Below are 13950 nucleotides of genomic sequence, written 5' to 3'. Positions count from 1 at the left end.
AGGCGCAGGTCAATGGACAACGCCAAGGGCTTTCCGGCCTTGGCGTTTTTGGTGACCTGGACATCCTTGATCAATCGGCCACGCCGATCCTTGATGACCCTCCTCCTCCCTTTCCCCCCCCCCAGGGGTCGTGCACCGGGTGTCAGACCAGGTTCTGTTCTTTTGACCAGTTGGCATACCACTGGCGGAACAGCGCGTACTGGGCCTCGGCGTAACGACGCTGGGCATCGGTGAGCGCATCGGTTTCGTTGAAGTGCAGGGTGTATTCCTTGTCGCCGTTGAGCACCATCAGGTGCTTGTAATAGAGCACCAGGTCGCAACCCTCATCGAAGGACGACAGCACGGCCAATGCAGACTCCAGTTCACGCGCCTGGCGACGGGCCTTGGCATCTCCTTTGGCCGCCTGCTTGCTCAGGGCCACCAGTTGCAGCACTTCCCGTGGCAATGCATTGCCGATGCCGGTGATGGCGCCGGTGGCGTTGCAGTTGACGAAGCCGTGGACCACCTGGGTATCGACACCCACCATCAGCGTGACGTCATCGTCCTTGGAGGTGATGTGTTCGGCGGCGTAGCGCAGGTCGGCACCACCGCCGAATTCCTTGAAGCCGATCAGGTTCGGGTACTCGCGGCGCAGTTCGAAGAACAGGTCGGCACGGGTGGCGAAGCCGTAGTAAGGGCTGTTGTAGATCACCGCCGGCAGGCCCGGGGCAGCCTTGAGGATGGCGGCGAAGTGCGCCTTTTGCGCCGTTGCCGAAGCGCCACGGGACAGCACGCGAGGAATGACCATCAAACCGTGGGCACCGACTTTGGCGGCATGGGCCGCGTGGGACACCGCTTCACGGCTGTTGACCGCACCGGTGCCGACGATGGTCGGGATGCCGGCGGCGACCAGGCGCGCCACGCCTTCCTGACGCTCGGCTTCGGTGAGCAACGGCCAGTCGCCCATCGAGCCGCAGTACACCACTGCGCTCATGCCGATATCGATCAGTTCGCGGCCCTTGGCCACCAGGGCGTCGAAGTCCGGCTTGCGCTCCGCGGTGCACGGGGTCATCAGGGCAGGGATGCAGCCAGTGAAAATGTTATCGCTCATGGTTGTAGCTCCTTGGAACGTTAATTCAGGTTGATAGAGAGAAGCGGGGGGCTTAAATGCCCCACGCGAAGGGATCCTGTTCGTCGATCAGCAGCGTGCTGTCGGCGGTCATGTAGGCGCGGCCGGTAATGAACGGGCGGACGCGTTCGCCTTCCCATTCGAAGCGGCCTTCGAACTGGCTGCCGGTGATGCTGGCCTGAACCCACGGCTGGCCGGCGGCCAGTTTTTCGTCGGCCGCCAGGCACGCCAGTTTGGCGCTGGTACCGGTCCCGCAAGGCGAACGGTCGTAGGCCTTGCCGGGGCACATGACGAAGTTACGGCTGTCGGCCAGGTCGTCGTCGGCAAACAGTTCGACATGGTCGATAAGGGCGCCGTCTTCGCCGTGGATGCCTTGGGCTTCAAGCGCCTTGAGCATCGCCCAGGTGTACTCGGTCAGGGCTTCGACGTTGCTCATGTGCAACGTCTTTCCATGATCGGATACGAGGAAGAACCAGTTGCCGCCCCAGGCGATATCGCCATGCACGCGGCCGTGCCCGGGCACGTCCACGGGTACTTGCTTGCGATAGCGGTAGGCCGGCACGTTGCCCAGGGTCACCGCACCATCGTCATGCAACGTGGCGCTGACCTGGCCTACCGGCGTATCGATCCGGTGCACGCCGGGGCTGATGTGACCCAGGTGATGCAGGGACGCGACCAGGCCGATGGTGCCGTGGCCGCACATGCCGAGGTAGCCGGCATTGTTGAAGAAGATCACGCCGCAGGTGGCGTCCGACGAAACTGGCTCGCAATACAGCGCGCCCACCAGCACATCGTTGCCACGGGGCTCCAGCAGGCAGGCACGACGCCATTGATCATGCTGGTTGCGCAGGGCATCGCGCTTCTCGGCCATGGTGTTGCCAGGCAGATCGGGAAAACCCTTCATCACCAGGCGAGTCGGTTCGCCGCCGGTGTGGGAATCGATGACGTGTATTTTTTTCATGAATCTATCCATTGGCCGGGTTTGAGGACGAGCGTTATGCATGGGCGCCGGCGGGACGTTGGCCCAGGGCGTTGGTGGCGGTTGGCGCGGCTTCGCTTTCAGCGTCTTCGTTGTCCAGGCGCACCAGATGCGCCGGCACGCCGGTCGCCGCGCCCCAGTAATAAATACCCATCGCGCAGGCCGCCACGACCAGTGTGTCGAACGGATGAACGAGGACACCCAAGCCGCCAAAGCTGCCGAGTTTGGACAGGACGATGGTCACGGCGTAGAAGCCGATCAGCCACGCGGAGGAGCGCACTTGTTGTCCGAGATTCAGATGGCGGGTCGGCACGAAGCGACCGCACAACAGGTACACCACGAACATCAGGATCTGCAGGCCGAGCAACCAGGACACGGTGCTCCAGCCCGACCAATAGACGATCAGTGCGGCGATGATGAACGACAGCGGTCCCAGCACATTCATCGACTTGACCCGGAACGGGCGCGGCATATCGGGTGCATTGCGGCGCAGCGCGGCCACGGAGACTGGCGCGACGGCGTAGCTCAGGACCAGTGCGGCCGATACCACGTTGATCAGTGCTTCCCAGGACGGGAAGGGCAGGGTCCAGAACACCGACAGGGCAAAGGTCAGCCACAGCGCCGGGCGCGGGATGCCGGACTTCTCGTCGATGCGGGTGAAAACCTTGAAGAAGGTGCCGGTCTGCGCCCAGCCATAAATGACCCGCGGCGTGGCGTTCATGTAGATGTTGCCGCAACCGCTGGGGGAGATCACCGCATCGGCGACCACCAGATAGGCCAACCAGCCCACGCCCAGCGCCAGGGCGATATCACGATAAGGCAGGGCCAGTTCCTTGGCGACACCGGCCCAGCCGTTGGCCAGCATTTCGGTGGGCACGCCGCCGAGGAAGGCGACCTGCAACAATACATAAATGGCAGTGGACAGCAGCACCGAGAGGATCAAGGCAATAGGGATAGTGCGCTGCGGATTCTTCACTTCGCTGGCCACCGAAATGATCGGCGTCAGCCCCAGGTAAGCGAAGATGACGCCGCCGGCGGACACCGCCATCTCGATACCCGAGAGGCCGAATGGTGCAAAGCCCTGGGACTGGAAGTTTTCCGGCTTGAAGAAGGTGAACAGCACGCCGATGACCAGCAACGGCACGATGAACTTGAACACGCTCACCAGGTTATTGGCCTTGGCGAAGGTCTTCACACTGCGGTAGTTGAGGGCGAAGAACAGGCACAGCAGGCCGAATTGCACCAGCCAGCCAAGTACCGTGGGGTCGCTGGAACCGGCCTTGGTCAATTCTGGAAACCATGCGGCGGCATATTGGCGCGAGGCGACCACTTCGATTGCCACCAGGCTCGAGAAGGCGATCAGGGTGATGAAGCCCATCAGGTAGCCCAGCAGCGGACCGTGGGAATACACCGGATATCGCACCACGCCACCGGCACGGGGCAGTGCCGCACCCAATTCGCAATAAACGATCCCCAGCAGCAGAACGGCAAACCCGCCCAGCAGCCAGGAGAAAATTCCGGCCGGTCCCGCGATGGCGGACACGTGACTGGCCGCGAACAGCCAGCCTGAACCAAAGATCGCCCCCAGCCCGATAAACGTGAGATCGATCAATGAAAGTTGCTTTTTGAATTTACCGTTACCTGACATGGCGTCGCCTTCTTGTTGGTTGTTGGATAGGCAGGTGTGGTGTCACTGGGGCTATAGCCTGAACCCGTCAGCCGGTCGGCGATTGATGTTTTCCACTGGCAAGAATGACGAAATCGGCACAGTCGGGATGGGTGCTCGACAGGGCGTCGGGCATGGGGCAACCTGCTCGGCGTGCGCCGCACCACCGGCGTTTTTGCCTGGGCGAAGAGTGGGGGAGTGAGCTTTATGACGCTGAATGCGTTGGCGATGCTGTGCCAGGGGAATGAGGCCAATCGTCCTCAAACCATTGAAGAACTGCTGGCGAGCGTGGCACTGCTATTGCCGATGCTGGATGTGATTCCCAATGCCGCGATCTTCATCAAGGATGTCCAGGCGCGCTACGTCATGGCCAATCGCACTCTGGTGCAACGCTGCGGACTCAAACACCTGCAACCCTTGCTCGGAAAGACCAGTGCGGAGGTCTTTCCGGCGCAGTTGGGGCCGGGGTATACCGAGCAGGATCGACGGGTCCTGGAGCAAGGTTTTGTCCTGGAGGATCAACTGGAGTTGCACTTGTACGGCAGTCGGGAGCCGGGCTGGTGCCTCACGCACAAACGGCCGTTGTATAACCGCAAGGGTGAAATCATCGGTCTGGCGGGGATTTCGGTCGACTTGCAATCGGCCAGCGAAACGCATCCGGCTTACCAACGCCTGGCAGCGGTGGACGAATACATTCGCGCGCATTTCAACCGGCGCGTCACCCTGGGCGAGCTGACGCGGATTGCCGGTATTTCAGTGGCGCAACTGGAGCGGTACTGCAAGCGGGTGTTCAACCTGACGCCGCGACAGATGATCCAGAAGGTGCGCCTGGAACATGCCCATCGGCTGCTGCATACCGACATGCCCATCACCGAGGTTGCACTGCAGTGCGGCTACACCGACCACAGTGCCTTCACCCGCCAGTTCAAGGCGTTGACCGGCTTTACGCCGCGCCATTACCGGCAAATCACGCTCGGCGAATCCTGACCCTCAAAAGCCAACGGCCAGTCCGGCGAGGCTGTCTTGCGCGGCAGTGATCAGGTGCAGCGGAACCTGTTGCTGCTTGTCCGGAGACGGCATTTCAAAGCTGCCGACAATCTGAAGCGGTCGCTCACTCAATCCGGTGGCCTCCTCTTCCATAGCCTTGGCCATTCTCGCGTGGTTCGCTGCGATTTCATTGAGAGTTGACACGATACATCTCCGATGACTGACCAAGCGTGCTGCTGGAGTCCTTAAGCGTTAGTTTGAGGTGCTGCCGTGTCAGAATTATGTCGTTCTGGGGCCGCCACGCCCGGCCTGTGCAAGCCGTACGCCAAGCATGGTTGGATATTGCGCCCCGGGATTTGGTTTGCGACGAAAGGTTGTGTGGCGAGAGGCCACTATGCTGGCAGCTACGACCGATATTTGATGACAATCCCCTTGAGCTTGCGCCCCTCGATTGCTCTGGCGTCACGCGCCCACAGCGGGCCGTTGACGTAGGTGCCTACCCGTCCTATATGGTCAAAAACCACCACCACGGCATCGCCACCCAACTTGGCGGATTCCTCGCGCAGTTTTTGTTCGACTTCGGCAATCGGTGGGGCGGGGTCGACGGTGGCGTCGATCAGCACTTCACCCAGGCGAATGTGCGGGCGAAGGGGCTCGGAGCGCAGCACCTGGACTTCGCTGGGCAGGGTGGGCGCAGGGTGTTCGACGCCAACGTAGGCGGTGGTATGGGCATCGACGCTGGCACAGCCACTGAGTGCGAGCAGGGTGGCGGTGAGCCCGCCCGCCAGTAGCGATAGTTTGAAACGGGTAGACCAGGGCGCAGGCATGGTGGGGTTCCTCCGGACGATCCGCTGCGACGGGGAATAGTGAATTGACGGTAGCAGACGGTCGGGGAGTTGCCAGAAGGCCCAATCTGTCCGTAATGCTGTTCACTTAAGAACAAACACAGTTCCTGTGGCGAGGGAGCTTGCTCCCGCTGGACTGCGTAGCAGTCCCATTTTTGGGGCCGCTTCGCGCCTCAGCGCGAGCAAGCTCGCTCGCCACAAATCTATCTGTATGAGTGTTTGTCACTGATCCTTTTCGCAGTTGACCATCCACGACACGCCAAAACGGTCCACCAGCATGCCGAAACGCGCCGCCCAAAACGTGGTCTCCAGCGGCATTTGCACAGTGCCGCCGGCTGACAGTGCACTGAACACCCGTTCCGCCTCGGCAATGCTGTCGACATTCAACGAAATCGAGCAGCCGTTCATTTCTTCGGAGGGGCGGTCGGGCGTGGTGTCCGAACCCATGATGGCTTGGTCGCCCACGGCAAGACGCGTGTGGATGATCAGGTTGTGCAGGTCCTTGGGTACGTGATCGCCGGCGGGTGTTTCACCGAAGGTCAGCATGGCTTCGATCTGGCCCTTGAGGCATTCGGCGTAGAAGGTGAACGCGGCTTTGCAGTCGCCGTTGAAGATGAGGTAGGGATTGATTTTCATGGCTCGGCTCCCGGTCATTGAAGGGACACACCGGATTGGACGCTTCAACAGGAGGCGAATTCCGATGGCATCGACTGGGCAAGCAAAGCGCTAAATCGCGATGGCAGCCTGGGTGTTTTTAGATGTTTTTTCGATAGGCCGGGCAAGGCTTATTGCTTCGGTTGCACGGCGAGGCGCGAGCACACGCTCGATGGCTCCGCTGAGCATGCTTTCCAGCAGTTCGTCCTGCTCCTGTTCGTCCAGCGAATGGGAGGCCAGCCAACTGGGTGCATTGTTGAGCAGGGCGGCGATGGCATGACCTGCCGCCCGAAAGCCCGGATCGCTGAGACGGGATCGAGCGCCGAGCATCATCAGCAAGCGGCGTTCGTACTGCTCGCGCAATTGTTGAACCCGTGCCTGTTGCTCTTCATTCAGGCAGCCGCTGTCGCGCTCCACCAGCCGAAAATGCCAGGGCATGTCGCGGTGCAGGTTCAGGTGCGCGCGGATCAGGCCGTTGAGTCGATCGCGTTTGGCCGGTGCCTTTTGTTCGATGCGCCCCAGCGTGGCCAACAGCTCCTCGTAGAACTCCTCGATCAGGTCGAGCAGCAGGTGCTGTTTGCTGGGGTAATGGTGATACAACGAGCCCGGGGACAGCCCCAGGCACGTGGCGAGCTCACGCATGCCGACCTGACCGAATCCCTTGCTGGCAAACAACTCCAGCACCTTGTCCCGGTACTCGGCGAAACGCGAGCAACGCTCAGGCATAGGCATGGAAGCCGCGCCCCGTTTTGCGTCCCAGATAACCGGCGGCGACCATTTCCTTGAGCAGCGGTGCCGGGCGGTATTTGCTGTCGTTGAAACCTTCATAGAAGGCTTCCATGATCGCCAGGAGCGTATCCAGGCCGATCAGGTCCGCCAGGGCCAGCGGGCCGATCGGCTGGTTGCAACCCAGGCGCATGCCGGCGTCGATGTCTTCGGCACTGGCCAGGCCTTCCTGAAACACCAGGATCGCTTCGTTGATCATTGGTACCAGGATCCGGTTGACCACAAAGCCCGGGCGGTTGCCGGCGGTGATTGCGGTCTTGCCCAATGCAGTCGCCATGTCCAGCGCCAGGGTGTGGGTGGCGTCGCTTGTTTGCAGGCCGCGGATCACTTCGATCAGGCCCATTACCGGCACCGGGTTGAAGAAGTGCAGGCCGATAAAACGCTCGGGCTGGCTGACGCTGGCGGCAAGCTGGGTAATCGACAGCGACGAGGTGTTGGACGCGATCACGCAGTCGGTGCTGACCTGCGCGGCGATCTGTTGCAGTACCCGCAGCTTCAGCTCGAGATTTTCGGTGGCGGCTTCGATTACCAGTTGCGCGTCGCGCAGGCTGCTGTAATCGGTGCTGGTGCGAATCTTGTCGAGGACGGCGAGTTTTTGCTCGGGCGTCAGGGTTTCCTTGGCGACCTGCCGATCGAGGTTCTTGCCAACGGTCGCGACGGCTTTTTGCAGCGCACTGTCGGAGATGTCGAGCAAGGTCACGTTGAAACCGGCCAAGGCGCAGACTTGCGCAATGCCGTTGCCCATGGTGCCGGCGCCGATAACGCCAATGTGTTGCAGATTCATGTTGCCGTCCTTTCGCTCAAACCCTGCGATACCTTGGCCGTAGTGGCGGCCGAAGGCGTACTATTGCCGCGAGTCTAGAGCCGGCAGGGCGGTTGTCCTATGCCGAAACTGTTCAACGGCACTGGTGTTTTTTGCCATTTCGAATGATGGGGAGCGTAGCGTTCAGATGCGGGAGAAGGACTCGGTGGCCGCCTATTTCGTGCAGGCCATGATTCAGGGGTTGGGCGATGATCCGCAGCGGGTGCGAGACGTGCTGGAGCAGGCCGGCATCGATCCGCAGCTGATGCAGCAACCCACGGCGCGGGTGCCGGCAAGCGCCTTCGCGGCGTTGTGGCTGATTCAGATCCGCGAACTGAATGACGAGTTTTTCGGGCTCGATTCCCACGGCATGCCGCCGGGTGCCTTCGCCCTGATTTGCCGCGCATTGATCCAGGAGCCCGATCTGCACAAAGCCATGCGCCAGTGCCTGGCCAACTTCGCCCTGTTTCTCCACGACTTTCATGGCACGCTGACCGTGCGCGGCAAACGGGCGATCATCAGCCTGGACAGTCGCGCGGCAAACGATGACGTCGGCCGTTTCGGTGAAGAGACCTTTCTGGTGTTGATGATCAGTTTGCTGTGCTGGCTGGGCGGCCGACGCATTCCCATCGACCGCGCGGATTTTCGCCACGAGCGGCTATCGCTTAGCGACGACCGCTTGCTCTGGGGACCGAACCTGACCTTTGGCGCCGAGCGCACGGAAATCGAGTTCGCCAGTCACTACCTGCGCTTGCCGGTGGTGCAGGACCTGGCGTCGCTCAAGGTGTTTTTGCGCACTGCGCCGCAATGGCTGGTGATCCGTTTCCGCAACCAGCACGGTTTGGCATCACAGGTGTATCAGCGCCTGCGCAACTGCGATTACAGCGACTGGCCGACCTTGCAAGCCTTTGCCCTCGAACAGCACCTGAGCCCCAGCACCTTTCGCCGCAAGCTGGAGCGCGAAGGCTGTTCCTATCAGGAGATCAAGGACGAAGTTCGCCGCGCCGTGGCCTTCGAACAATTACGCCAGAGCCGGGCGAGCATCAGCGACATTGCCGAACATCTGGGTTTCCAGGAACCGAGTGCGTTTCATCGGGCGTTCAAGAAATGGACGGGGGAGAGTCCGGGGCGTTATCGGGCACGGTATCAGGGGTAGAAAACGTAGGTCTTCGACTAACTGTTTGTACGATTTTTCCCTGATATTTGCCCGTAAATTCCCAGTCTTCAATCGTGAAACGTTTTGTGACGACAGCGACTACGCAAGAGATAGCACGAGTCGGCGAGGTGAGGTATTTCTTTGTCCCGAATCGGAGCTTTCAATGGATTGAAAACTTGCATGGACGATTTGATCAAGGAAGTGATTCCGTTACTTCAGTATTTGATTCCGGGCTTTTTAGCCGCGTGGATTTTTTACTCACTGACAGCTTTCAAGCGGCCAGACACCTTTTTGCAAATCGTTCAGGCGCTGATTTTTACCTTTGTGATCCAGTCTCTGGTCGTGGGGATGGGGACGTTACTGGTGGTTACCGGTGAGCGCTTTTTTTCAATCGGTTTGTGGGACAGGAAGTCAGAGACCTTATGGTCAGCGGTGATTGCGGTACTGCTGGGTTTTCTTTCCTGCCACATTGCCAGTAGCGACAAGCTTCATGCGCTCCTGCGCAGGCTGAAAATAACCCGGCAATCTTCCTATCCTTGCGAGTGGTACAGCGCATTTTCAACGCGGCAGAGGCATGTGGTGCTGCATCTGGTCGATGGTAAGCGTTTTTTTGGCCGGCCGATCGAATGGCCGGCGGAGCCTGCAAGAGGGCAGTTCGTTCTCGAGCACCCTCACTGGATTGAAGATACAGGCCAGCGGTTTCACACGGGGGCCGAAGTGATAGTCATCGATGTTTCAAAAATACAATGGGTCGAACTCCTGAAAACAATAGGGTAAACAAATGACAAGCAGAGCACCGCAAGAAATGCCGCCTGAAGTGAGACGGCTAATGGAGGAGTGGATTAACGGCGGTCCTCCTCCCCCCGGACTGGTAATTCCACTTGGCCCCCCACCTTCAAGAAATGAATCTAAGAGACCACGTAGGCGCGACAGATAAGCAAGCCTTCAGGAGTCCTGTGCGTCCGATGAAATCGCCGGCCCGGCAATCTGCGGTTTGGCCTTCATCAACCCGTCGAGCGCCTGGCGATACTGGCTACCGCCCAGGCTCATGCTGTTGTTGTGCGTTCCACCGGGAATCAGCAATAAGCGCTTCGGTTGATTGGCGGCATTGAACAACTGTTGGCTGAACCGCGAGGGCATGAACGGGTCGGCCAGGCCATGGACCACCAACAGTGGCATGTCGATGCCAACGATCTTGTCGATGGAGTCGAACTTCTGCGACAGCAGCCAGCGCACCGGCAGCCAGTTGACGGGCAGGTTGTTGCCGGCCACTTCCGCCACGGCATCGCCCAGCGAGGTGAAGGTGGATTCGATCACCAGACCGCGCACGGGCACCGCGGTATTTGCCTTTTTCGCCTCGGCGGCGAGGTCTGCCGCGAGGTCGATGGCCACCGCGCCACCCAGGGAGTGACCGTAGATCAGGCGTTTTCCGGGGTCGGGTTGCATCGCGATGAAACGCTCCCAGGCGGCGCGGGCGTCTTCGTAGACGCTGGCTTCCGACGGCAGATCGCCCTTGCTCTGGCCAAATCCGCGGTAGTCGATGGCCAGCACCGAATAGCCCATGGCGCGCAATTGTTCGATGCGAAACGCCTGGCCGGTGAGGTTCCAGCGCACACCGTGCAGGTAAAGAATCGACGGTGCATCGCGACGGGCTGCTGGCCACCACCAGGCATGCAGGTTTTGCCCCGGCTTGAAGCTGGCAGACTGGATCTCGAATTCCTGAACGTCCTGCGGCAAGCCGCGATACCAGCTCGCCGTACCCGGTTCGATACGAAACAGCAGCTCGCGCTCCTTGTACTTGAGCGCGCCGCAACTGACCGGCAGGCCGACCACCAGCGCGGCCATGCACAGCAGCGGCAGCCAGCGTCGGCGCAGTCGGGTGAAAAGGGCAGTGGGCATCGGTTGGTTCATCGGCACGGACATGAAGTCCGCGTTTTAACAGATGCGTGCCGGCGGCGGGGATAATTTCGACAGATGCTCACCAATCCCTTTGTGGGAACGAGCCTGCTGGCGAAGACGGAGTGTCAGACACCACCCTCGTGTCGGTGAGTCCCCATAGGGGAACGGGGGATCACTCATTGTCAGGCCGCGTCGCCTTAGTCCCATCGGACGATGAACACCCGGCGCGCGCGGCGAACAATCCCGAGACCGACTGCACCGGGCGAAGATCCGGCAGCGGCGGTTTTTGCCTGATGGGCGCTGAACAAGGGTGACCGCATGAACGCTGCCGCAATTAAATGGGACGAGTGCTGTGATGTGCTGGTGATTGGCTCCGGAGCAGGGGGTATGACCGCCGCACTGCGCGCCCACGACCTGGGCCTCAATGCGCTGTTGATCGAGAAGAGCGCCGAGTATGGCGGCACTTCCGCGGTGTCCGGCGGTGGTATCTGGATACCTGACAACCACCGGATCAAAGCCCTCGGTGGCAGCGATTCGGCAGCGCAAGCCATCGCCTATATTCGCGCGGTGACCCATGGCGAGATCGATGACGGGCGCATCGAGGCTTATGTCGAGCATGGTCGGGAGATGGTCGAGTACCTGGAGAAACAGACCCGCGTGCGCTTCGAGGCACAACCCCGCTATGCCGACTATTACCCGGAAATCGAGGGCGGAAAACCCGGTTACCGCTCCATGGACCCGCAACCCTTCGATGCCGCCGAACTGGGCGAAGAGTTCCTGAGCATGCGCGCGCCATCCCCCGGCACGCTGATGATGGGGCGCATGGCGATGACCATGAAAGAAGCACAAGTTTTGCTGTGTCGTGGGCCTGGCTGGTTGCGCCTGACCCTGCGGGTGATGTGGCGTTACTGGCGTGACCGCGAGGGCCGGCGCTTGTCCCGGCGCGATCGCTATCTGACCCTGGGCAATGCCTTGATCGGTGCCTTGCGCTGTTCGTTGCAGGACCGTGGCAAGTCGCTTTGGCTCAACTGTGCGCTGGAAGAATTGCTGATCGTCGGCGATCGGGTGGGTGGTGCCAGAGTCTGTCGCAACGGACAGATGCTCAACGTCAAGGCGCGCTATGGTGTGATCATCGCTGCCGGTGGTTTCGAGCGTAACCAGGCGATGCGCGACCAGTACCTGCCGCAACCATCAAAGGCCGATTGGAGCGCCACGCCGCCGAACAATACCGGCGACGGTATTCGCGCCGGCCAGGCCATTGGGGCGCAAACGGCGCTGATGGAGCACAGCTGGTGGGCACCGACCACCCATGTGCGGGGAGAGGAAAAACAACGGGCCTTGTTCGTTGAACGGACGCTGCCGGGTTGCCTGATGGTCAACGCGGCAGGCGAACGTTTCGTCAACGAAGCCGCGCCCTACACCGATATCGTTTACGCCATGTACGCGAACAATCGTGACGGCGCCGCGAGCGTGCCGTGCTGGATGGTGTTCGACGCCGAGTTCCGCCGAAAATACCCCTGCGGCGCGTTGTTGCCGGGCTATGCCCAGCGTGATTGGCAGTTGCCCGAGCACCTGCGCGATTACTTTCACAAGGCTGCGAGCCTTGACGAACTGGCGCAGTTAATCGGCGTCGATGCCGAGGGGCTCACGCGCACCGTGCAGCGTTTCAATGGCATGGCGGTGCGGGGCGTCGATGAAGATTTCCACAAGGGCGAGTCGCTGTTCGATCGCTATTACGGCGACCCGAATGTGCAGCCCAATCCGTGCCTGGCGCCGTTGCTCAAGGGGCCGTTCTACGCCGTGCGCATCGACGCCGGGGACATCGGCACCAAGGGCGGCCTGCTGACTGACGTGCATGCCCGGGTGTTGCACGAGGACGGGCAACCCATCGAAGGCTTGTATGCCATCGGCAACAGCGCGGCCTCGATGATGGGCCGTACGTATCCGGGGGCTGGCTCGACCATCGGCCCGGCCATGACCTTCGGTTACCTGGCGGCCAACCACATCAAGCATCAGAGCGAAACGCTCTCGGGTAAAGCGTTGTTCGGGAGCGTCGAATGAACAGTCAGAAAGTGGCGGTGGTAACGGGCGCCAGTCGTGGAGTTGGCCGGGGCATTGCCCTGGCACTGGGGGCGGCAGGCATGACGGTATTTGTCACCGGTCGCGCCCCTGGACAAGGTGGCTCGAATCTGTACGGGCATGCCTTGCGTGGCTCGCTGGAGGACACGGCTGCCGCGATTACGGCGGCTGGAGGGCGTGGTATCGCGGTGGTTTGCGATCACGCCGACGATGGGCAGGTGCAAGCTCTGTTCGCCCGAGTCGAGCAGGAATGCGGGCACCTGGATCTGCTGGTTAACAATGCCGCGTTCATCCATGACCAACTGATCGAGCCGGGCCCTTTCTGGGCCAAGCCGCTGGAACTGGTGCGGATTATCGACGTGGGTTTGCGCTCGGCGTACATCGCCAGCTACTACGCTGCGCCGTTGTTGCTGCGCAGTGCCCAAGGGTTGATTTGTTTTACCTCGTCATTCGGTGCCGGGTGCTACATGCATGGCCCGGCCTACGGTGCGCAGAAGGCCGGGATCGACAAGCTGGCGGCGGATATGGCTGTGGACTTCGAAGGGCAGGGCGTAGCGGCATTATCACTGTGGCTCGGACCTCAACTGACCGAGCGCACGAAAATTGCCGGGGAGCAGCACGGCGAGCAATACCAGGCGTTTCTGGCCGATGCCGAAACCCCGCAATTCAACGGCCGGGTGATTCATGCGCTGCTCAATGACCCGCAGTTGATGGCGCTTTCCGGCCAGACCCTGATCACCGCCGAAATCGCCCCCGGTTACGGCATCAGCGAAGCGCAAGGCCGCCAGCCACCGTCTCACCGCGCCCTGCTGGGCGAACCGCGTCGGCAGCATCCGGCGCGGGTGGTCTGACCCAAGCCCCACACAAAACCCTGTGGGGGGGGGGGGGGGGGGGGGGAGGGGGGGGGGGTGAAGAGGATAGGGTGGGGGAGAGTGGAAGTCATGGGGGAGGGCGTGCACCTAACACAATTCGCATCCACAACAAACATC

The 13950-nt window shown here is 61.1% G+C and carries 14 protein-coding genes and 1 pseudogene; 5 read left to right on the top strand and 10 right to left on the bottom strand.

The genetic code is table 11. The annotated features are described in order from the left end of the window. The 4 genes and pseudogenes from ACSFE6_RS28510 to ACSFE6_RS28495 all read right to left on the bottom strand — a co-directional run. Nucleotides 1-125, bottom strand: a pseudogene (locus ACSFE6_RS28510) (hypothetical protein); the annotation flags it as partial. 17 nt (nucleotides 126-142) lie between these two features. Continuing rightward, on the bottom strand, nucleotides 143-1090 hold the full coding sequence (locus ACSFE6_RS28505; protein WP_435430725.1) for a dihydrodipicolinate synthase family protein: 948 nt from the start codon (nucleotides 1088-1090) through the stop codon (nucleotides 143-145). A 52-nt stretch (nucleotides 1091-1142) separates the two neighbouring features. Continuing rightward, nucleotides 1143-2069, bottom strand: coding sequence for a 4-hydroxyproline epimerase (locus tag ACSFE6_RS28500; protein ID WP_435430724.1), 927 nt, complete (start codon nucleotides 2067-2069; stop codon nucleotides 1143-1145). Between the two features lie 34 nt (nucleotides 2070-2103). Continuing rightward, nucleotides 2104-3735, bottom strand: coding sequence for an APC family permease (locus ACSFE6_RS28495; RefSeq protein WP_435430723.1), 1632 nt, complete (start codon nucleotides 3733-3735; stop codon nucleotides 2104-2106). A gap of 225 nt (nucleotides 3736-3960) precedes the next feature. Between ACSFE6_RS28495 and ACSFE6_RS28490 the strand changes: the two genes are divergently transcribed. Further along, nucleotides 3961-4740: a helix-turn-helix domain-containing protein gene (locus tag ACSFE6_RS28490; RefSeq protein ID WP_435430722.1), complete on the top strand. Its 780-nt coding sequence runs from the start codon at nucleotides 3961-3963 to the stop codon at nucleotides 4738-4740. A 3-nt stretch (nucleotides 4741-4743) separates the two neighbouring features. On the opposite strand, the gene ACSFE6_RS28485 is transcribed toward ACSFE6_RS28490, so the two are convergent. The 5 genes from ACSFE6_RS28485 to ACSFE6_RS28465 all read right to left on the bottom strand — a co-directional run bounded on the left by ACSFE6_RS28485 (nucleotide 4744) and on the right by ACSFE6_RS28465 (nucleotide 7809). After that, a complete protein-coding gene (locus tag ACSFE6_RS28485) occupies nucleotides 4744-4944 on the bottom strand; it encodes a hypothetical protein (RefSeq protein ID WP_435430721.1) in 201 nt (66 codons plus the stop codon). Nucleotides 4945-5144: 200 nt separating this feature from the next. Beyond that, complete coding sequence (locus tag ACSFE6_RS28480) at nucleotides 5145-5567, bottom strand: hypothetical protein (RefSeq protein ID WP_435430720.1); 423 nt, start codon at nucleotides 5565-5567, stop codon at nucleotides 5145-5147. Nucleotides 5568-5807: 240 nt separating this feature from the next. Next, on the bottom strand, nucleotides 5808-6221 hold the full coding sequence (locus ACSFE6_RS28475; protein ID WP_435430719.1) for a VOC family protein: 414 nt from the start codon (nucleotides 6219-6221) through the stop codon (nucleotides 5808-5810). Between the two features lie 90 nt (nucleotides 6222-6311). Further along, a complete protein-coding gene (locus tag ACSFE6_RS28470; protein WP_435430718.1) occupies nucleotides 6312-6971 on the bottom strand; it encodes a TetR/AcrR family transcriptional regulator in 660 nt (219 codons plus the stop codon). Continuing rightward, on the bottom strand, nucleotides 6958-7809 hold the full coding sequence (locus tag ACSFE6_RS28465; protein ID WP_435430717.1) for a 3-hydroxybutyryl-CoA dehydrogenase: 852 nt from the start codon (nucleotides 7807-7809) through the stop codon (nucleotides 6958-6960). Before ACSFE6_RS28465 ends, ACSFE6_RS28470 begins: the two co-directional genes overlap by 14 nt. A 166-nt stretch (nucleotides 7810-7975) precedes the next feature. Here ACSFE6_RS28465 and ACSFE6_RS28460 point away from each other — a divergent pair, with 166 nt between their 5' ends. Both ACSFE6_RS28460 and ACSFE6_RS28455 read left to right on the top strand, forming a co-directional pair. Further along, nucleotides 7976-8983: an AraC family transcriptional regulator gene (locus tag ACSFE6_RS28460; RefSeq protein ID WP_435430716.1), complete on the top strand. Its 1008-nt coding sequence runs from the start codon at nucleotides 7976-7978 to the stop codon at nucleotides 8981-8983. 180 nt (nucleotides 8984-9163) lie between these two features. Beyond that, a complete protein-coding gene (locus ACSFE6_RS28455) occupies nucleotides 9164-9760 on the top strand; it encodes a DUF6338 family protein (protein ID WP_435430715.1) in 597 nt (198 codons plus the stop codon). A 168-nt stretch (nucleotides 9761-9928) separates the two neighbouring features. Here ACSFE6_RS28455 and ACSFE6_RS28450 read toward each other — a convergent pair whose 3' ends face one another. Then, on the bottom strand, nucleotides 9929-10882 hold the full coding sequence (locus ACSFE6_RS28450; protein WP_435430714.1) for an alpha/beta hydrolase: 954 nt from the start codon (nucleotides 10880-10882) through the stop codon (nucleotides 9929-9931). Between the two features lie 318 nt (nucleotides 10883-11200). On the opposite strand from ACSFE6_RS28450, the gene ACSFE6_RS28445 reads away from it, so the two are divergent. Together ACSFE6_RS28445 and ACSFE6_RS28440 are read left to right on the top strand one after the other, a co-directional pair. Continuing rightward, complete coding sequence (locus ACSFE6_RS28445; protein ID WP_435430713.1) at nucleotides 11201-12943, top strand: FAD-binding protein; 1743 nt, start codon at nucleotides 11201-11203, stop codon at nucleotides 12941-12943. Continuing rightward, complete coding sequence (locus ACSFE6_RS28440) at nucleotides 12940-13812, top strand: SDR family NAD(P)-dependent oxidoreductase (protein WP_435430712.1); 873 nt, start codon at nucleotides 12940-12942, stop codon at nucleotides 13810-13812. Before ACSFE6_RS28445 ends, ACSFE6_RS28440 begins: the two co-directional genes overlap by 4 nt. Nucleotides 13813-13950: the final 138 nt, after the last annotated feature.

The sequence above is a fragment of the Pseudomonas baetica genome (assembly GCF_051216495.1).
Lineage (GTDB): Bacteria > Pseudomonadota > Gammaproteobacteria > Pseudomonadales > Pseudomonadaceae > Aquipseudomonas > Aquipseudomonas baetica_B.
This window is presented reverse-complemented; position numbering and strand designations above follow the sequence as displayed.